Annotated in this window: 20 protein-coding genes; 8 read left to right on the forward strand and 12 right to left on the reverse strand. The window is 68.4% G+C overall.

Going from position 1 to position 17,946, the window contains the following annotated elements; all coding sequences use genetic code 11:
- Positions 1–56: 56 nt before the first annotated feature.
- The 5 genes from ACFY2X_RS09745 to rimP all read right to left on the reverse strand — a co-directional run bounded on the left by ACFY2X_RS09745 (position 57) and on the right by rimP (position 5,557).
- A complete protein-coding gene (locus ACFY2X_RS09745; RefSeq protein WP_389935781.1) occupies positions 57–353 on the reverse strand; it encodes a DUF503 domain-containing protein in 297 nt (98 codons plus the stop codon).
- Positions 354–477: 124 nt separating this feature from the next.
- The gene (gene infB, locus ACFY2X_RS09750) at positions 478–3,609 is read right to left on the reverse strand and encodes a translation initiation factor IF-2 (RefSeq protein ID WP_389935032.1); all 3,132 of its coding nucleotides are present in this window, start codon (positions 3,607–3,609) and stop codon (positions 478–480) included.
- Between the two features lie 142 nt (positions 3,610–3,751).
- Positions 3,752–4,072: a YlxR family protein gene (locus ACFY2X_RS09755; protein ID WP_389935035.1), complete on the reverse strand. Its 321-nt coding sequence runs from the start codon at positions 4,070–4,072 to the stop codon at positions 3,752–3,754.
- Positions 4,038–5,033 carry a transcription termination factor NusA gene (gene nusA, locus ACFY2X_RS09760; RefSeq protein WP_389935784.1) on the reverse strand — a complete coding sequence of 332 codons (996 nt, stop codon included), beginning with the start codon at positions 5,031–5,033 and terminating at the stop codon, positions 4,038–4,040. Before nusA ends, ACFY2X_RS09755 begins: the two co-directional genes overlap by 35 nt.
- Positions 5,034–5,056: 23 nt before the next feature.
- Positions 5,057–5,557, reverse strand: coding sequence for a ribosome maturation factor RimP (gene rimP / locus ACFY2X_RS09765; protein ID WP_389935038.1), 501 nt, complete (start codon positions 5,555–5,557; stop codon positions 5,057–5,059).
- A 190-nt stretch (positions 5,558–5,747) separates the two neighbouring features.
- Here rimP and ACFY2X_RS09770 point away from each other — a divergent pair, with 190 nt between their 5' ends.
- From ACFY2X_RS09770 to ACFY2X_RS09780, 3 genes are all read left to right on the forward strand, one after another.
- On the forward strand, positions 5,748–6,245 hold the full coding sequence (locus tag ACFY2X_RS09770) for a hypothetical protein (protein ID WP_389935041.1): 498 nt from the start codon (positions 5,748–5,750) through the stop codon (positions 6,243–6,245).
- Complete coding sequence (locus ACFY2X_RS09775; RefSeq protein WP_389935044.1) at positions 6,242–6,688, forward strand: ferritin-like domain-containing protein; 447 nt, start codon at positions 6,242–6,244, stop codon at positions 6,686–6,688. The genes ACFY2X_RS09770 and ACFY2X_RS09775 overlap by 4 nt, the downstream gene beginning before the upstream one ends.
- Before the next feature lie 108 nt (positions 6,689–6,796).
- On the forward strand, positions 6,797–7,000 hold the full coding sequence (locus ACFY2X_RS09780) for a DUF4236 domain-containing protein (RefSeq protein ID WP_389935047.1): 204 nt from the start codon (positions 6,797–6,799) through the stop codon (positions 6,998–7,000).
- Between the two features lie 121 nt (positions 7,001–7,121).
- Here ACFY2X_RS09780 and ACFY2X_RS09785 read toward each other — a convergent pair whose 3' ends face one another.
- Both ACFY2X_RS09785 and ACFY2X_RS09790 read right to left on the reverse strand, forming a co-directional pair.
- Positions 7,122–8,864, reverse strand: coding sequence for a proline--tRNA ligase (locus ACFY2X_RS09785; protein ID WP_389935050.1), 1,743 nt, complete (start codon positions 8,862–8,864; stop codon positions 7,122–7,124).
- Positions 8,865–8,933: 69 nt separating this feature from the next.
- A complete protein-coding gene (locus ACFY2X_RS09790; protein WP_389935052.1) occupies positions 8,934–9,575 on the reverse strand; it encodes a hypothetical protein in 642 nt (213 codons plus the stop codon).
- A gap of 113 nt (positions 9,576–9,688) precedes the next feature.
- On the opposite strand from ACFY2X_RS09790, the gene ACFY2X_RS09795 reads away from it, so the two are divergent.
- On the forward strand, positions 9,689–10,660 hold the full coding sequence (locus ACFY2X_RS09795) for an acyl-CoA dehydrogenase family protein (RefSeq protein WP_389935055.1): 972 nt from the start codon (positions 9,689–9,691) through the stop codon (positions 10,658–10,660).
- Between the two features lie 52 nt (positions 10,661–10,712).
- Here the strand turns inward: ACFY2X_RS09795 and ACFY2X_RS09800 are convergent, their stop codons facing one another.
- Together ACFY2X_RS09800 and ACFY2X_RS09805 are read right to left on the reverse strand one after the other, a co-directional pair.
- Entirely contained in the window at positions 10,713–11,324 is a 612-nt protein-coding gene (locus tag ACFY2X_RS09800) for a hypothetical protein (RefSeq protein ID WP_389935058.1), read from the reverse strand.
- 78 nt (positions 11,325–11,402) lie between these two features.
- A complete protein-coding gene (locus tag ACFY2X_RS09805; protein WP_389935061.1) occupies positions 11,403–11,609 on the reverse strand; it encodes a hypothetical protein in 207 nt (68 codons plus the stop codon).
- A gap of 270 nt (positions 11,610–11,879) precedes the next feature.
- Here ACFY2X_RS09805 and ACFY2X_RS09810 point away from each other — a divergent pair, with 270 nt between their 5' ends.
- The 3 genes from ACFY2X_RS09810 (at position 11,880) to ACFY2X_RS09820 (ending at position 15,440) form a co-directional block, all read left to right on the forward strand.
- The gene (locus ACFY2X_RS09810) at positions 11,880–12,431 is read left to right on the forward strand and encodes a flavoprotein (RefSeq protein WP_389935063.1); all 552 of its coding nucleotides are present in this window, start codon (positions 11,880–11,882) and stop codon (positions 12,429–12,431) included.
- 163 nt (positions 12,432–12,594) lie between these two features.
- Entirely contained in the window at positions 12,595–13,128 is a 534-nt protein-coding gene (locus ACFY2X_RS09815; RefSeq protein WP_389935065.1) for a hypothetical protein, read from the forward strand.
- A gap of 884 nt (positions 13,129–14,012) precedes the next feature.
- Complete coding sequence (locus tag ACFY2X_RS09820) at positions 14,013–15,440, forward strand: serine/threonine-protein kinase (protein ID WP_389935068.1); 1,428 nt, start codon at positions 14,013–14,015, stop codon at positions 15,438–15,440.
- 289 nt (positions 15,441–15,729) lie between these two features.
- Here the strand turns inward: ACFY2X_RS09820 and ACFY2X_RS09825 are convergent, their stop codons facing one another.
- The 3 genes from ACFY2X_RS09825 to ACFY2X_RS09835 form a co-directional block, all read right to left on the reverse strand.
- Entirely contained in the window at positions 15,730–15,924 is a 195-nt protein-coding gene (locus tag ACFY2X_RS09825) for a hypothetical protein (RefSeq protein ID WP_389935071.1), read from the reverse strand.
- 42 nt (positions 15,925–15,966) lie between these two features.
- Positions 15,967–16,218: a hypothetical protein gene (locus tag ACFY2X_RS09830; protein WP_389935073.1), complete on the reverse strand. Its 252-nt coding sequence runs from the start codon at positions 16,216–16,218 to the stop codon at positions 15,967–15,969.
- 281 nt (positions 16,219–16,499) lie between these two features.
- Positions 16,500–16,934 carry a nuclear transport factor 2 family protein gene (locus tag ACFY2X_RS09835; protein WP_389935076.1) on the reverse strand — a complete coding sequence of 145 codons (435 nt, stop codon included), beginning with the start codon at positions 16,932–16,934 and terminating at the stop codon, positions 16,500–16,502.
- A 494-nt stretch (positions 16,935–17,428) separates the two neighbouring features.
- Here ACFY2X_RS09835 and ACFY2X_RS09840 point away from each other — a divergent pair, with 494 nt between their 5' ends.
- Positions 17,429–17,854 (forward strand): hypothetical protein, encoded by a 426-nt coding sequence (locus tag ACFY2X_RS09840; protein ID WP_389935079.1) that lies wholly within the window; start codon positions 17,429–17,431, stop codon positions 17,852–17,854.
- The last annotated feature ends 92 nt before the right edge of the window (positions 17,855–17,946 follow it).

Raw genomic sequence — 17,946 nt, forward strand, 5'->3', positions numbered from 1 at the left:
CTTCTCACAGTAACGACCGGGCACGAAGGGCGGCTCCGCGACCGGTCGTCTCTTTGTTAGTCCTCGTCGTTGTAGAGCCGCTGTTTGGCGGACAGCAGCTCGATCTCCGGGTGGAAGGCGACCAGGCGCTCGCAGTCGTCCATCACCGCGCCGCAGTTGGCGGCGGTGGCGGAGACGACCGCGATCCCGATCTCGGTACGGCGATGCAGATCCAGATGGCCGGTCTCGGCGACGGCCACACCCGGGAACCGTCGTTGCACCTCGGCAATGATGGGACGCACCACAGAGCGCTTCTGCTTCAGCGAGCGGACGTCGCCAAGCAGGATGTCCAGTGTCAGGGCACCTACATACATATCGAGTCTCGCCACGGATCTCGCCGTGCCACCGGCGGCGCCGGAGCCGCCCGGCGGCCGGAGGCCTCACTCATCGTGAGCGGTGCCTCCGACCGGCGAGCGGTCCCTTTGCCGAACCGGAGCATCAGACGCGCGGCTTCTCCCGCATCTCGAACGTCTCGATGACGTCGTCGATCTTGATGTCGTTGTAACCGACGCCGATACCGCACTCGTAGCCCTCGCGGACCTCGGTCGCGTCGTCCTTGAAGCGGCGCAGCGAGCTGACGGTGAGGTTGTCGGAGATGACGACCCCGCCGCGGATGACCCGCGCCTTGCTGTTGCGGACGATCGTGCCCGAGCGGACCAGCGCACCGGCGATGTTGCCGATCTTCGGCACCTTGAAGACCTCGCGGACTTCGGCGGTGCCCATCTGGACCTCTTCGAACTCCGGCTTGAGCATGCCCTTGAGGGCCGCCTCGATCTCCTCGATCGCCTGGTAGATGACCGAGTAGTAGCGGATGTCGACGCCCTCGCGCTCGGCCAGGTCGCGCGCCCGGACCTCGGGACGCACGTTGAAACCGATGATGACGGCGTTGTCGTCGGCGACGGCCAGGTTGACGTCGTACTCGGTGATCGCACCGACGGCGCGGTGGAGCACCCGCAGGCGCACCTCGTCGCCGACGTCGATCTTGAGCAGCGCGTCCTCGAGAGCCTCGACCGAACCGGAGACGTCACCCTTGATGATGAGCTTGAGCTCGTCGACCTGGCCCTTCTCCATCTCGCTGAAGAGCTCTTCGAGGGTGCGGCGACGGCCGGACTTGGCCATGTCCGCGATGCGCTTGCGAGCCGCCCGCTGCTGGGCGATCTGGCGCGCCATCCGGTCGTCGGTGACGACGATGAAGTTGTCACCGGCGCCCGGCACCGCGGTCAGACCGAGGACCAGAACCGGCCGCGACGGGTCGGCTTCCTCGATCGACTTGCCGTTGTCGTCCAGCATCGCCCGGACGCGGCCGAAGGCCTCGCCACAGACGATCGAGTCGCCGACGCGGAGCGTGCCGCGCTGGACCAGCACGGTCGCGACCGGGCCGCGGCCCCTGTCGAGGTGCGCCTCGATGGCGACGCCCTGGGCGTCCATCGTGGCGTTGGCCCGCAGGTCGAGCTCGGCGTCCGCGGTGAGCAGGATGGCCTCGAGCAGGTTCTCGATGCCGGTCCCGTTCTTGGCGGAGATGTCGACGAACAGCGTGCTGCCGCCGTACTCCTCGGCGACCAGGCCGTACTCGGTGAGCTGGGCCCGCACCTTGTTCGGGTCGGCGCCCTCCTTGTCGACCTTGTTGACCGCGACCACGATCGGCACGTCGGCCGCCTGGGCGTGGTTCAGCGCCTCGATGGTCTGCGGCTTCACACCGTCGTCGGCCGCGACCACCAGGATGGCGATGTCGGTGACCTTGGCACCACGGGCACGCATGGCGGTGAACGCCTCGTGACCCGGGGTGTCGATGAAGGTGATCCTCCGGTCCTCGCCCTCGTGCTCGGTGGAGATCTGGTAGGCACCGATGTGCTGGGTGATGCCACCGGCCTCGCGAGCCACCTCGTTGGTGTGCCGGATGGCGTCGAGCAGCTTGGTCTTACCGTGGTCGACGTGACCCATGACGGTCACCACCGGCGGACGCGCGACCAGGTCGCCCTCGTCGCCCTCGTCCTCACCGAACTCGATGTCGAAGGACTCGAGAAGCTCGCGGTCCTCCTCCTCCGGGCTGACCACAAGCAGGTTGTAGTCCAGCTCGGAGGCGAGAAGCTGCAGTATCTCCTCGTTGACCGACTGCGTGGCGGTCACCATCTCGCCCAGCTGCAGCATGACCTGCACCAGGGACGCGGGGTTCGCACCGATCTTGTCGGCGAAGTCCGCCAGGGAGGCGCCACGCGACAGGCGGATCGCCTGACCGTTGCCGCGGGGAAGCCGCACGTCGCCGAACGCCGGCGCCTGCATGTTGTCGAACTCTTGACGCCGCTGGCGCTTGGACTTGCGACCGCGGGTCGGGCGTCCGCCCGGGCGGCCGAAGGCACCGGCCGTACCGCCACCGCGGCTACGGCTACCGCCACCGGGACGGCCGGCGAAGCCGCCGCCACCGCCACCACCGGGAGCACCGGCTCCGGCACCGCCGGGACGGCCACCGCCGCCACCGGGACGACCGGCGAAGCCGGTGCCGCCACCAGGACGACCGCCGCCACCGCCGGGACGGCCACCGCCGCCGCCACCGGGACGGCCACCGCCGCCACCGGGGCCGCCGGGACGGCCACCGCCGCCACCGCCACCGCCGGGACCGCCGGGACGACCCTGGGGCATCATCATCGGGCTGGGACGGGGACCGCCGGGACGCGGACCACCGGCACCCGCACCGCCGCCGGGACGCGGACCACCCGCGCCGGGACCCGGACGCGGACCGGCCGGAGCGGGCCCGCCGGGGCGAGCCGACGGCGGACGAGGAGCGCCGCCCTCACGCTGTCCGTGCTCGCGGGGACCGCGGTCCTCGCGAGGACCGGGGCGCGGACCCCTGTCGCCGGGGCCTCCGTCACGGCCGCCCGGACGCGGCGGACGGGCCTGACCCATGCCGCTGGCGTTCGACGAGAACGGGTTGTTGCCGGGACGCGGGCCACGCGGGCCCGGACGCGGACCGGGCTTGGGCCCGCCGGCGCCGGGAGCGCCCGCACCGGGGCGGGGACCCGAGGGGGCCCCGCCGGGACGGCCTTCCGGACGCGCCGCCTCGGGGCGGGGCGCCGGGCCGGGCCGCGGAGCCGGACGCGGGCCCGGCTTGGGACCGGGGGCCGCGGGACGGGGCGCCTCGAAACGCGGCGGCTGAACCGGCGAGGGCTGCTGCTGCGGCTGCTGAGGCTGTGCCTGCGGGGCCTGCGGAACCGCGGGCGGAGCCTGGGGCGCGGGGGGCACGGGACGCGCCGCCGCGGGACCAGGCCTCGGACCCGGCTTGGGCGCCGGACCCGGCTTGGGAATCGAGGACGGCGTCGCGGGGGCGCCGCTTCCGGCCTGGCTGCCAGCCGGCCGAGGGGCCGCCTGCGGCGGCCTGGGCGGCCTGTTGCCGCCCCTGTCGGAGGCCCCCTTGGGGGGACCACCCAAAGCTTCCGTGAGCCTGCGGACTACCGGTGCTTCGATAGTCGAGGACGCCGAACGCACGAACTCGCCCATCTCCTGGAGCTTGGCCATGACGACCTTGCTCTCCACACCGAACTCCTTGGCGAGCTCGTATACCCGGACCTTCGCCACTGCACTCCCTTACTCGGCCCGGGAGGCACAGCCGCCGGACCGTCGTTACGTAGACGTACTCATCGCCGCATGCTCATCAGGCGCTCATAGCTATCTGACCAGCCCATCAACTCGGCGTCCTACATGACAGTTGGCAACCATTTCACCCGATCCTTTCAGCGTGTACCCCTTCCAGGTGACTTCGCACCAGCGACAGGTCAAGCGGGCCCGCGACGCGAAACGCGCGCGGAAACGCTCGGCGACGCTCGGCGAGTTCCAGACAGCTCAGGGAGGGATGCAGTGAAGCACCACGCCCTGGGAGCCGTCGTCGCAGGTCAGGGACGATGACGCCCTCGACCATCACCAGGCGGAGCAGCTCGGAGGAAACCGTGCGAACCCGGCAGCCCACGCATGTTCTCAGCGGGGCAGCCTGGTCACCATATTCCAGCTTACCGTGTGGGCGCATCTGCGGAACCGGCCGCATCCCCCGCTTGTGTATCGGGACGGATGTCGATGCGCCAGCCGGTGAGCCTGTTGGCCAGCCGGGCGTTCTGGCCCTCCTTGCCGATCGCGAGGGAGAGCTGATAGTCCGGCACGGTCACTCGGGCGGCACGCCCTTCGGCGTCGATCACCTCTACGTGCGAAACGCGGGAGGGCGAGAGGGCATTCCCCACGAACTCCGCGGGGTCCTCCGACCAGTCGATGATGTCGATCTTCTCGCCGTGCAGCTCGGCCATCACGTTGCGCACCCGCGAGCCCATCGGGCCGATGCAGGCGCCCTTGGCGTTCACGCCGGGTTTCCGAGACCGAACTGCAATCTTGGTACGGTGCCCCGCCTCACGGGCGACGGCGGCGATCTCGACCGTGCCGTCGGCGATCTCCGGCACCTCCAGGGCGAACAGCTTCTTCACCAGGCCGGGGTGCGTGCGCGAGAGGGTCACCGAGGGGCCCTTGTGGCCCTTCTTGACCTGGACCACGTAGCAGCGGATGCGCTCGCCGTGGACGTATTCCTCGCCCGGGACCTGCTCGTTGTGCGGCAGCACCGCCTCGATCTTGCCGAGGTCGACCAGGACGACCCGCGGGTCCTTGCCCTGCTGGATGACCCCGGCGACGAGCTCGCCCTCGCGGCTCGCGAACTCACCGAAGTTGATCTCGTCCTCGGCGTCCCTGAGCTGCTGCAGGATGACCTGCTTGGCGGTGGTCGCGGCGATGCGGCTGAAGTTGCTCGGGGTGTCGTCGAACTCCCTGAGCACCTCGCCACTCTCGGCGTCGATCTCGGCGGCGTAGATGGTCACGTGCCCGGATTTCCGGTCGAGCTCGGCACGCGCCTTGGAGGCGGCACCCTCGCTCCGGAAGTAAGCGATCAGCAACGCGTCCTCGATGGCCTTGACGACCAGGTCGAAGGAGATGTCCTTCTCCCGCTCCAGGCTGCGCAGGACGCTCATGTCGATGTCCACGAGGCTCCCCCTTAGCCCTCGTCGCCGTCTTCGCCGTCGTCTTCGGCGTCGTCTAGCCGGCGGAATTCCACCTGCACCCGGCCTCGGGTCAGGTCCTTGTACTCGATGCGGCGTGGCGCACCCGCCACGTCCAGCTCCACACCTGTCTCGTCGGTGGCGACGATCCGGCCCTCCACCGAGGTGCCGTCCCGCAGGTCGGCCTTGACCAGTCGTTTCACCGCCCGCCGCCAGTGGCGCGGCTCGGTGAGCGGACGGTCGACTCCCGGAGAGGAGACCTCCAGCACGTAGGGGGAGTTCCCCATCACGTCGTCGGCGTCCAGCGTGGCGGAGACGGCGAGGCTGACCTCGGCGACGTCGTCCAGGCTCACGCCGCCGTCACGGTCGACGACGACGCGCAGCAACCGCCGCTTGCCCGCCGGTGTGACCGTGACATCCTCCAGGTCGAGACCGGAGGCGAGGGCGACAGGTTCCAGAAGCTTCATCAGGCGGTCGCGGGATGTGGCGCTGCCCATGCCGACCTCCTATTGTCACGATCTCAATCGGGCGGACCTCGCCCTTGCGGTTCACCAGCCTATCCACATCAGGGCGTGAAAAGAGCGCCACTCGGCGCGGCGAGCCCGTCCGAGAAGCGAGGTGAATACGATTCCCAGCCCTTACGATGCTAGATGCGTCACCAGCTCTACACATAACCGGAGGTCGTCCGTGCGTTCCCTCTCCCGGCGCGCCCTGTTGCGGGGCGGCGCTCTCGGGGTGGCCGCCGTGACGGTCGCGGGATGCGCAACCGAGGAGCCGGAGCCCCTCAAGGCCGAGCCGCCCGACCCGGAGACCGTTCTGATCAAGCAGCTGATCGCGAGCAAGGAGCGGACCATAGCGCTCTACTCGTCGATCGCCTCCAGCAAGCTCACACCCTTCAGAGAGCGGCACGAGGCCCATCTCGCCGAGCTCCGCAGGCGGCTGCCTCCCGGCACCGCCGCCACCCCGTCATCGCCCCCGGCCTCGCCTTCAGCCTCGCCTTCGGCCTCGGGCAGCCCCGCGCCGGGCCCGAAGATCTCCCTGCGAAGCCTGCGCGATCTGGAGCGGAAGGCCGCGGCGCTCCGTCCCCGCCAGCTTGAGGGAGTCTCCCCGGCCCTGGCCCAGCTGATCGCCTCCATAGGCGCCTGTGAGGCCGCGCACGCCCTGGCCCTGCCGAGGTCCCCGTGACGGCCGATCAGGGGCTCAGCGCGGCTCTGGCGGCCGAGCACGCGGCCGTCTACGCCTACGCGGTCATCGGCGCCAGAACCACGGGAGACCTGCGCGCCACCGCGACGTCCGCGTTCAACGCCCACCGTGCCCGGCGCGACCAGCTCCGCACCCTGATCATCGCCCGTGGCGGCACCCCGGCCGAGCCGGACGCGACCTACCGGCTGCCGCTCACCCCGTCCACCGCGGCTCAGGCCGTGGAGCTCGCCGTGCTCGTCGAGCGAGGGGTGACGGCCGCCTACCTGGAGCTGGCGGCGTCCGGCGACGCGACCGTCCGGCGGATGGCCGCGCTGGCCATGCAGGAATGCGTCACCCGCTCGTACGGCCTGCGCCCGGCCATCGAGGCCTTCCCCGGCATGCCCGCCAGGCCCGCCCCCACCCCCACGGCGACCGCGTCCTCGTGATCCCGCGGGCCTCCTGGGAGGCCCGGCGGCCTGGGAGAACGCCGCTTCGGAACCATCTGCGGACGTCCATCGTTTTCAGGACACGTCAATGTGTTTCGGGGAGAGGCCATGGGCTGGGGATACCGCAAGTCAATCAAATTCGGTCCCTTCCGGATCGACCTGTCTCCGCGAGGGGTCGGCCAGAGCTTCGGCACCCGGAGGTTCCACCTCGCGAGAACCCCGGACGGCCGCAAATACGTGACCGTGAGCCTCCCCGGCGGATTCCACGTGAGCAAGACGATCGGTGGGCGCTCGCGGTATCACCGCCACTGAGACACATGCCGGCACCGACGGCACGCCGTACATGTGAAAGGGCGGCCCACCGATGACGGTGGGCCGCCCTTTCACACGCGGAAGGCCGATCCTCACTCAGAGGGCCGGGAACGGGGGGAGGTCACGCGCGGCAGGCGGCCACGACGCGGTCGACGGCCTCGGCGATGGAGATCTCCTCCTTGGTTCCGGCTGCGCGGTCACGCAGCTCGGCGACACCCTGGGCGAGGCCGCGGCCGACGATCAGGATCGTCGGGATGCCGAGCAGCTCGGCGTCCTTGAACTTCACCCCCGGGGAGACCCCGGGGCGGTCGTCCACCAGGACGCGCAGGCCACGGGCCTCAAGGTCTTCGGCGATCTGGGTCGCGACCTCGATCTGGTTCTCCTTGCCGGTGCCGACGATGTGGACGTCCGCCGGGGCGACCTCCCGAGGCCAGGACAGGCCCAGCTCGTCGTGTCGCTGCTCGGCCAGCACGGCCACCGCACGGGAGATGCCCACACCGTAGGAGCCCATGGTGATGCGGATCGGCTTGCCGTCGGGGCCGAGGGCGTCGAGCTTGGCGGCGTCGGCGTATTTGCGGCCGAGCTGGAAGATGTGGCCGATCTCGATGCCCCGGTCGATGGACAGGCCGGACCCGCAGACCGGGCAGGCGTCACCGGCACGGATCTCGGCGGCCTCGATCGTGCCGTCGGCGACGAAGTCACGCCCGGCGACCACGTTGGCGGCGTGCTTGCCGGGCTCGTTGGCGCCGGTCACCCAGGCGGTGCCCGCCACCACGCGGGGGTCGACGAGATAGCGGATGCCGAGGTCCTTGAGCACCTGCGGGCCGATGTAGCCCCGGACCAGGCCGGGGTGCTTGGCGAAGTCCTCGGCCTCGAAGATGGCGGGCTCACCGGGGGCCAGGGAGGCCTCCAGCCGCTTGAAGTCGACCTCGCGGTCGCCCGGCACGCCGATGATCAGGGTCTCGGTCTTGTCGGAGCCGGGAGTCGTGATCTTCACCACGATGTTCTTGAGCGTCTCGGCCGCGGTGATGTTCAGCCCGTGGTGCTCGTTGACGTGGTTGACCAGCGACTCGATGGTCGGGGTGTTGGGAGTGTCGAGCACCTGCATGGCGGGCCGCTCTCCGGTGATCGCGACGGGGGCGGGAGTGATGACCGCTTCGGCGTTGGCCGCGTAGCCGCACTGGTGGCAGGCGACGAAGGTGTCCTCGCCGGTCTCGGCCGGGGCGAGGAACTCCTCCGAGGCCGAGCCGCCCATGGCGCCGGAGGTGGCGAAGCAGATCTTGTATTTGATGCCGAGACGGTCGAAGGTCCTGATGTAGGTCTCGCGGTGCTTCTCGTAGGAGCGCTTGAGACCGTCGTCGTCCAGGTCGAAGGAGTAGGAGTCCTTCATGACGAACTCGCGACCGCGCAGGATGCCGGCCCGGGGGCGGGCCTCGTCGCGGTATTTCGTCTGGATCTGGTAGAGCGTCACCGGATAGTCCTTGTAGGAGGAGTACTCCCCCTTGACCATGTCGGTGAACATCTCCTCGTGGGTGGGGCCGAGCAGGTAGTCGGCGCCCTTGCGGTCCTTGAGGCGGAAGAGCGTGTCGCCGTACTCCGTCCAGCGACCGGTGGCCTCGTAGTACTCCCGGGGCAGGAGGGCGGGGAAGAGCACCTCCTGACCGCCCATGCGGTCCATCTCCTCACGCACGATGCGCGCGACGTTCTCCAGGACCATCTTGCCGAGCGGCAGCCAGGAGTAGACGCCGGGTGCGACACGACGAACATAACCGGCGCGGACGAGCAGCTTGTGGCTCGGGACTTCCGCGTCTGCCGGGTCGTCCCTCAGCGTTCGAAGAAACAACGACGACATGCGCAGCAGCACGGCTACTCCTAGCTAGCAGGGATCGATCGCCTACAGGCTATCGACTCGCGCAACCCGGTTGTCTGCCTTTCACAGGCCCACGAAGAACAGGAAGCAGGTCGACACCGTGATCAGCGCCACCAGCGCGGAGCGGGCCCGGGCGCCGCCCTGACGCAGCGAGAGCAGCAGGCCCAGCGCGAACACGGTCACGATGAGGGCGTTCCACGGCCAGAATCCGGGGACGTACTCCACGCCGCCGGGCAGCGACTTGTCGATGCCGGTGGCCGCGACGAGCCCGGCCAGCGAACCGGCCGCGATGTCTCCCCGCAGGTCCTCACGCTTGGTGAAGTAGGAGAGCAGGCCGAACGACACAAGGGTGACGAGCACGAGGTTCAGCACGGCGCCGTCGCTGCCGAGGCTCAGGGTCTGGGCGCCCGATCCGAAGATCGAGGCGGCCAGCAGCGAGACGATCGGGCCGAGCGTGGCCAGCGCACTGGCCAGCGTGGCCCAGCCGAGGCCGGAGGCGGTGCGGCCCACGACGACGACGAGCAGGATGAAGGCGTAAGGCTCGTAGAGCGAATAGATCAGGTGCGGCCCGTAGGAGAGGAGCGCGCCTACGATCCCCAGGGCCATTCCCACGACGAGTGAGAGCACCATGTGGAGCACAATCGCCCGCTCCCGACGATCACCCGTCAGGTAGTCAGGCGTGTAGTTCTGTTCAACCAAAGCCACTGATCCCCCGATCCAGGTTGCTCTGGGTCACGCTTTAGCATATCTGACCTGCAAGAATGCACAAAATGTGCCAAGCGTTATCCAACAAGCTAGCGCTTGGTTATGCTGCGTATGTGAGCCTTACCGAAGAGCAGCTCGACCTCCGCGAGGCCGTCCGCTCATTCCTCGCCGAGTGCCCCGACGCCCCCTGGAGCCGGTTCGCCGCCGAGCTGGGCGTGGCGGGCCTGGCCGTCCCCGAGGAGTACGGCGGTGCGGGATGCGGCATGGCGGAGGTCTCCGTCGTGTGTGAGGAACTGGGCCGTTCCCTGACCTCCTACCCCTATCTGCCGACCGTGGTGCTGGCCGCGTCAGCGATCATGGCCGCGGGAGATCCTTCCACCATGGCCCGGCTGCTGCCGGGCATCGCCGACGGCTCCCTCACCGCGACCGTGCTCTTCCCCGACGACGCCGACCTGACCCTGAACGGCGACCGGCTCACCGGGACCGCCCGCTACGCGCTGGACGCCGAAGTGGTGCTGGCCTTCGTCGACGGCGAGCTGGTCGAGGCCGTCCCCACGTCCCGCACGCCGTACTCGACCCTGGACCAGACCCGCCCGCTCACCGCGTTCACCTTCGACGACGCCCCGGTCCTGCGCGTGGGCGACGGAAGGGCCTGCGGCCTGGTGCGAGACCTGGGCATCGCCGGCCTCGCCGCCGAGCAGGTGGGCGGCGCCGCCCAGTGCCTGGAGACGGCCGTGGCCTACGCGAAGGAACGCCATCAGTTCGGCCGCCCGATCGGTTCCTTCCAGGCCGTCAAGCACAAGCTCGCCGACATGCTCCTGCTGGTGGAATCCGCCCGATCCGCCGCCCTGGCGGCCGCGCGGGCCACCCCGGAAGAGCTCCCCGTCCAGGCCGCCATCGCCGGCTCCTACTGCACCGAGGCCTACCTGACCGTCGCGGGCGAGAACATCCAGATCCACGGCGGCACCGGCGTCACCTGGGAACACTCCGCCCACCGCTACTTCAAACGCGCCACCGCCGACACCCAGCTGTTCGGCCCCCCGCAATCCCACCGCGCCCGCCTGACCGCCGCCGCCGGCCTCTGACCCCCTTTCGGGCCCTCGCGTTCCGAGGAACCCGCTGATCCGCCCTTTCGCGTTATTCCGACCGGCTGGCGAGTGCGGGGGCGGCCGTGTGCTCGAACTCACCGATCCACAGACCGGGGTGCCGGTCCCGGACGGCCCGCGCCAGGAGGTCGTGGGCACCGGGGACGACCAGGTGGAAGCGGTAGCAGCGGTCCGGCAGGTCCTCGGGAGGGCGGACGTCGTACCACTTCGAGGCGAGCCTCGGGTGGCGTCCGGCGTGCTCGGTGGAGATGAGGTAGATCTCCAGGTAGCGGCTCATCTTGGGAGGGCTGGTACGGCGCGGACCACGCCAGACGCCGATGGCCACCGCCCGCACCTCGTCCCAGGGGATCGCGTCCGCGTAGGCCTCGTCGCCGTCGCTCCACCACAGGCCCGTGCCGTCAACCGCGATCCGCGCGCCCCGGCGCATCGCGGGGATGCGGATGACGAACCAGATGAGCGTCGCCGTGAACGGGAGCGCGATCACCCCGGCGACGATCTTCCCGGAGAGCGCGGGGTCGGTGGCGACCGTCCACGCGAACGTGCCGACGATGGCGGTCAGCGAGGCCAGGCAGATGATCAAGCAGCCCGGCGAGTTGGCGGTCACGGCCACGACGCGGGCGTCGGGCGCGGGGGACGCTGTCACGGCACGTGATCCTAGTGCGGGCCGTACAGGGATCAAGGGTGCGGAAAAACGGTGGCATCGGCATAGGTCCTCCCGACCTCAGCTCAGTCGCCGCGCACTGGCACGGATCTCATCTGCGGAGCGCGCGATGTCGAGTTCAGCCAGTTGCTCGGCGATCCGATGCGCAGCCTCGGCCGCCTTCTTCGCGGAGGCCTGATCGATAGCTTCTCGCTGGGCGGGGTGACCGACGAACCAAAAGAGCGTCGAACTGTCTTCGCTGCTCCACACGGTGAGCCGGTCGGTCATGCGCAGCCGCGGTTCGGTCCTGTCGTAGCTGGCGGATGCTCGTACGGTTCCGCTGCCCGATGCAGGCTCAGTGCGTCATCAAGCAGCCCAGAGGCGACAACTCCCAGTGCGGTGTACGGCCGCGCGGACTCATGCCAGGCGAACCACGCCAGGGTCAGGCGGCGCCGTATTTTGTCAATCTCAACGGGCAGGTCATGCACCGGCAGGGGCGAGAACGTCGGGGTGGACAGCACCCGCCGGATGGCGATAGAGGCTATCGAACGGCGGGATATGGCACAGCGCAAGCTGGTTCTGTATGTGATCGCGTGTGGGGGATGTCCGGCTGCCGAGCTTCCAGCCCTGGTAGAGCACGCGCAGGGGGAAGGGTGGACGGTCTGCGTCGTGACGACTCCTTCGGGCACGAAGTTCGCCGACGCCGAGCGGTTGAGCGAGCTCACCGGATATCCGGCGCGAAACGACTACAAGCGACCGGAGGACCCCGATGTCCTTCCCTTGCCCGACGTCTTCGCGGTCGTTCCGGCGACGTTCAACACGACCAGCAAATGGGCCCAAAAGATCAGCGACACGCTGGCGCTCGGCCTGCCGAACGAGGCACTCGGCCTCGGACTGCCGGTCGTGGCCGTACCGTGGCCCAACGTCGCGCTCGCACGTCATCCTTCCTTCATCTCCAGCGTGACTTTGCTCAGAGAGTTGGGAGTGACGGTCATTCTCGACCCTGAACGGCTCCCCGCACCTAACTCCGGGGCTCCTGGGGCGGCGTCGTTCCCCTGGGACGAGCTTCGCAAGGAGCTCCACGACATGCGGTTGAGCCTGGACAACTGACGTCCAGCCAGTTCGAGATCGTCCATCGGCGTCCACAGCCGTCAGAAAGACCTGTTCAGAGCACCTCTCCCCATGATCATCTTCCAGGGGTGTCACCGGCGCCCAGGGGTGTCGTCAGCAATGGTGTCAGCAAGATCTTCTGCCGGATCAGTAGCGTTGGGCCATGCAGTCGCCCCCGGCCGAAGTACGGCGTTTCTTCCTCCACGCCGGCCACTTCCAGTTCTACCTTCAGGACACCGAAACGTACGGGAAAGCCGTCAAGAACGGCGACAACGACGAAGATTCCTGGACCGAGGAAGCCTCACAACTGCTGAGGATCGGGGTCGAGCCCGCCTCGATCGCCGTGGGCACGGCCCGCCGGGACTGGGTCCTGATGATCCTTCACGTGTATGCGTCGCCTCCACCGGCCGACCTCTCCGAGGAGGCCGATCACGTGGTGGAGGCCGACCTCGACCTGCGGACAGGACGGCTCAGCATCTACGGCTGCGGCCAAAAGCCGGGAACCGAAGACGTGCTTGTCCTCCCACCGGGCACGTACCGGACTCGGGTCTCATACATGCCGACGCAGTCTGTCCCCCCGGACACGAACGAGGCCGAGCAGGGCGACCACTTCGACTACCGCGTCGAGATGTGGGCAACCACAGAGGGAACTGACATCCATGTCCTGAAGCAGGGCCCTGTTCCTTGGGCCGGGTAGCCCTCTGATCCGCAGGCAAGGGCAGACGCCTCGTCAGCGGGATCTCGCCCTGCCCAGATGGTTGTTGCGGGTTGATGGAGGGCGATCCTGTAAGGCGGTGTTGCCGTATCGGCTGCCGTACACCACCTCTGTGACACAACCGTGGTGTTGCCGTATCGGCTGCCGTACACCACCTCTGTGACACAACCGTGGTGTTGCCGTATGGCGCTCGGGGACGCGCTCATCCGGCTGGATAGCTGGATAGGGAGCAGGACAAGGGACTTGAGCGACGACTGAACGGCCAGTGGCGTCAGCGGGCCGGCGTGGGCGCAGGTACCGCCGTCCACCGTTCCGATGTGGCCCGTGTCCGCGAGGGCCGACACTGTCACCGTTCAGTGACACCGGGCTAGCGATCATCTGTGTCATGCTGCCGACAAGATCATCTGCGTCGTGGCCGTCCCTGCATCCGGGGTTGAGGAACCAGCGGACAGCCGTTGGCGCTGAGATTGATCTTCTTTTCGGTCTCCCGCAAATGACCAGCCGAGAACGGCCATTGTGCGGCGTGGAACGCCTCACCTCTGCCCAAGGTGTTCGCGGGAGTTCTCTCAGAACCACTGAGTTGTGACACCGCTCTACGAGCAGGGCCCCGACCTGGAACGAATCGTAAAGATCGATCTCACCGCCAACGGCTGTACCGGCGTTCCTCAACCCTTACTACCGGGGCTTGAACGTGAAGAAGACCGACACCTGCTCGCGGGTGGAGCAGCAGGGCCTACATCACCTGCAAGTAGGCCCGCATCCATGGCCGTCCAGACCGGGTCCTGAGCGTTTCGCTAGGGTTTGGTACTTCCCGATCATCGGGCCAGTAAGGACGTCAAAGGTGCAGGCAGGGAGTCCCGATCATCATGATGGGTTCGATAGAGGCCACGTCGGTGCTGGCGGGGCGCTATCGGGTGGATGCGCTGATCGGCAGGGGTGCGGTGGCCGAGGTGTGGAGCGGTCATGACTTGACGCGCGATTGGCCGGTGGCGGTCAAGCTGTTCGCTCCCCAGATGGCGGACCCGGCGATGCGGGCGCGTTTCGTGAGCGAGGCCCGCATCGCGGCCCGGGTGGTGCACCCGAACGTGGTGAGTGTGTTCGACGTGGGCGAGCATGACGGGCGGCCGTTCCTGGTGATGGAGTTGCTGTCCGGGCGGAGCCTTGCCGCCGAGATCGCCGAGCGGGGACCGTTGCCGCCGGAGGAGGTGTGCCGTCTCATGAGCCAGGTCGCCGCCGGGCTGGATGCCGCGCACCGGGCCGACGTGGTGCACCGCGACATCAAGCCCGCCAACCTGCACCTGACTGCGGACGGGCTGCTCAAGGTGGTGGACTTCGGCATCGCCCGCCTAGCCGGAGAGGAGATGAGCAGGCTGACCGCGGCCGGCACCGTGGTCGGCACCGCCGCCTATCTGTCGCCCGAGCAGATCCTGGGGCGCGGCGGTGATGCCGGTGCGGACCTGTACGCGCTCGGTTGCGTGTGCTACGAGCTGTTGTGCGGGCGGCCCCCGTTCGTGGGCATCCCGATCGAACTGATCCACCAGCATCTCAACCAGCCACCGGTGCCGCCACGATCGCTTCGTCCGGACATTCCCGCCGACCTGGAGACGCTGGTGCTGTCGATGCTGGCCAAGGAGCCCGCCGCCCGCCCTGCGAGCGCGGCACAAGTACGGCACGCCCTCCTGTCCATAGGCCCACAACGCGCACCGGGCGGCACCGCCGTGCTCGAGGTGCCGGGTCCGGACACCTGGTCTGGGCAAGACTCGCCCCATCGGTGGTCCGTTCCGCGCCTCTACCTGGCCTTCGCCGCCGCCTTCGCCGCGCTGGTCGGCGTCCTGGTACTGACGATCCTGACCGGCTCGGCCCGGCAAGGCGCCGCCCCGGCACCCTCCGCGCTCACGACATCCCCGGTCACCGCGGTCTCGTCCGCGCCCACCAGCCCGCGGCCGTCGTCTACGGCGCGACCTGCCGCATCAAAGGCGCTGGCCTGGCTCGCGGCCTTGGAACGGGCGCTCGCCGCCCACCAGCGACAGGGCGGCATCGCTCCCGAGGTGGCCCGCGAGCTCCGCACCCGCATCGCCGAGGCGCGCGAGAAGCTCAACGACGGCAAGATCGGCGAGGCGCGCAGTCGAGTTATGGATCTCGGGACGAGGCTCACGGAGGCGCGCAGAGAAGGCAGACTCGCCGATGGTCCTCTGGTCACGTTCCTGGCCCGCTCCGGCATGCCTCTCCCGCCAATCGACGAACAGCCTGATCAAGGCCATCCCGGCAAAGGCAAACACAAGGGGCACAAATAGCACCCGCACCAGGGGTTCCCGGAGGGCTTGACACAAAGACATTCAGCAAGCAACGCGGCCTGGGAAAACGCCACGAAGAGCGTTATCAAGGCCACGACCGCCGGACTCATTCCCGATCGTCCTGACCGAAACCTGCGCCCGAGCTCCGCCCCCGTTCACTCGATGTGATCTGGGGCAACGCTCCTACTTTGGGGCCCATCGCACGAACCCGAGCGGAGGGCCAGGCCGGCCAGCAGGACGGCTCCATGGAGCACGCGCGCCTCCACTGCTGTCCGTTACGGGCCAGGGATCAACGGCGGTACATCACATGGAGCTTGTCGTTATGGGAGGCCGCGGCGGGTGCACCGAGTGCGGTGACTGCGGCGGTCCCGACGTTGTGGGTCGTGCTCCAGGCGCCGCCGGATGTCTGTTGGGCTGCGACCAGGGCGCCATCGGTGGCACGGATGGCGATCCACAGGGTGTTGTCGTGATGGGCCAGGGCCATGGCGTGCGTGGTCAGCCACCCTGACGGGACCGAGGTGCCGTTTCACAGCGGGTGCTGCTTGGCGGACTGATCCAGCCGGCCCCGGCCAATGCTGACGGAGTTGTCCGTGCCGTGGATGGCACGCCACATCCACTCGCCGGAGGGAGCCATGGTCACCGGGCTGCGCGTGAGCGCGTCGTCGGGGTGGCGCCGGCCGCCGCTCCAGCTGGATCCGTTGTAGGTGTGATCATAGATATACGGAACCAAAGCGATCAAGCTGATCGACGAGCCGGCGGCCGCCTCCCACGACGGCAAGCTGTATGCGATGTATCGCCGCTGACCACACCGCAGCTGTCGAGCAGAACACTCCCGCCTCCGCACGACGGAGGCGGGAGCCTCGCGGCGCAAGCACACCGCTGACGTCGGCCCCGGGTTCCGCCGAGGTACGGCCGGAAGCGGCCAGTGATCACATCGCTTCGTGATCTCGGAAGTGGAATCGAGGCTGCTCAAGCGCCTGAACAGCGCAATCTCGGAAGTGGGGGTCAGCGAGATTTGGGACCGAGTCCGGGACGCCTGATGCCGTTTCCCGGAGGAGGCTAGGCGCGCAAATGGCGGCTGACATCGCCGACCAGGTGGATCCGGACGTGGCGTTCCACGAATCGCCAGCGCCCGTCGCGGCGCTCGAAGCGGTCGGTGTAGCGTCCTGCGGCAACGGACTGCAGCGGAAAGTCGGGCAGGGCCTGAAACACGGTGACGTATGAACGCGCAGCGGCGGTTCCTGTCTCCTCGTCAATGTCGACGGCGAGGTTGGTCGTGGCGTGGTGAGTGCGCGGCGTGCCGTCCTCGTAGAGGATCACGGTGTCGCGGAGCATCTTCTCGACGGCTTCCCGGCCATGGACCGGTGCGCCACTGCCGATGAACACCCCGTCGGCGAACAGTTCGCCGACGCCGACGAAGTCTCCGGTGTCGACCAGTTCGGCGTACTCGGCGATCAGATTTGTGATGGCGGCCGTGTCCACAGTTGTGCTCATGGCCCGAGGGTATGGGGTCGCGGCCCGCGAAGCTCGGCTACCTCGATGTTGTCGCGGGTCAGAGGGATCAAGATCCGCCCATGGCCGGAATTCCCGTTATCTCGGCTGGCCCCGGACCCCGCCGCTCGCCGCAGACTTCCCTGACCCTCTAACCAGAGGCCACCTGCATCGGAACGGTGGGTGGCGGGACCTCCGCTCACGTCGGCCCGCTGACGCCACTGGTCGTTCGACTGTTGCTCAAACCCCGACAACGATCCCACCCCAATCCACTGGTGCCTCAGCATCGGCAACGACCAACTCGTCGACGGCGCTTTCCCCGCGATGGTGATGCTGCGCATGATCTCTGACGACACAGCCATCGGGCGGATCCTCGATTTCCCTGGCGAGCAATGCTCAGAACCTGTGGATCGGCTCAGGGGCATACCCTCCCGAGTGATCGATTCAAAGGTCACTGAGTAGGCCGATGCTGGCGTGTCTGCTGGGAGGGCACACCCATGCTTGCCGTAGTCAACGCCGACGGCGCGACGTCGAGTGGTTCCTTGATCGACGAGATTGTCCGGAAGGGAGCGCGAGCGCTGCCCTGCGAACTCGTTTGGGCGACAACCTGGGAATGGGAGGCGAATGCCGAGATAGCACCCCGAATCGGGCTGCCCCGGCTGCCCGTAGCGAGCCGGCCGGAGTCAACCGACCAGCATGAACGTGAGGACCAATGGTTCGGGCTCCACTGGAAGACCCGAACCCTGGTGAACTGGGCGGGTGGACGCCCGTTCGCCTGGGTCGACGACGAGAACACCGACGCCGACAGGGAGTGGGTCTCCGCGCACCATAGCGGCCAGGCTTTCCTCCACCACGTGGAGTCATACCGGGGACTCGCCGACGAAGACTTCGCAGTCCTCGTTCAATGGCTTCGAGCCCCGTAAATCACCCGCAATCCACAGGATTTGACAATTGCTCGTTCTCTACGATTTCCTGATCCAGGAAATCCGATCATCGCAGGCCGGATACGCCTTTC

Source organism: Streptosporangium sp. NPDC000396, from assembly GCF_042898655.1.
GTDB lineage: Bacteria > Actinomycetota > Actinomycetes > Streptosporangiales > Streptosporangiaceae > Streptosporangium.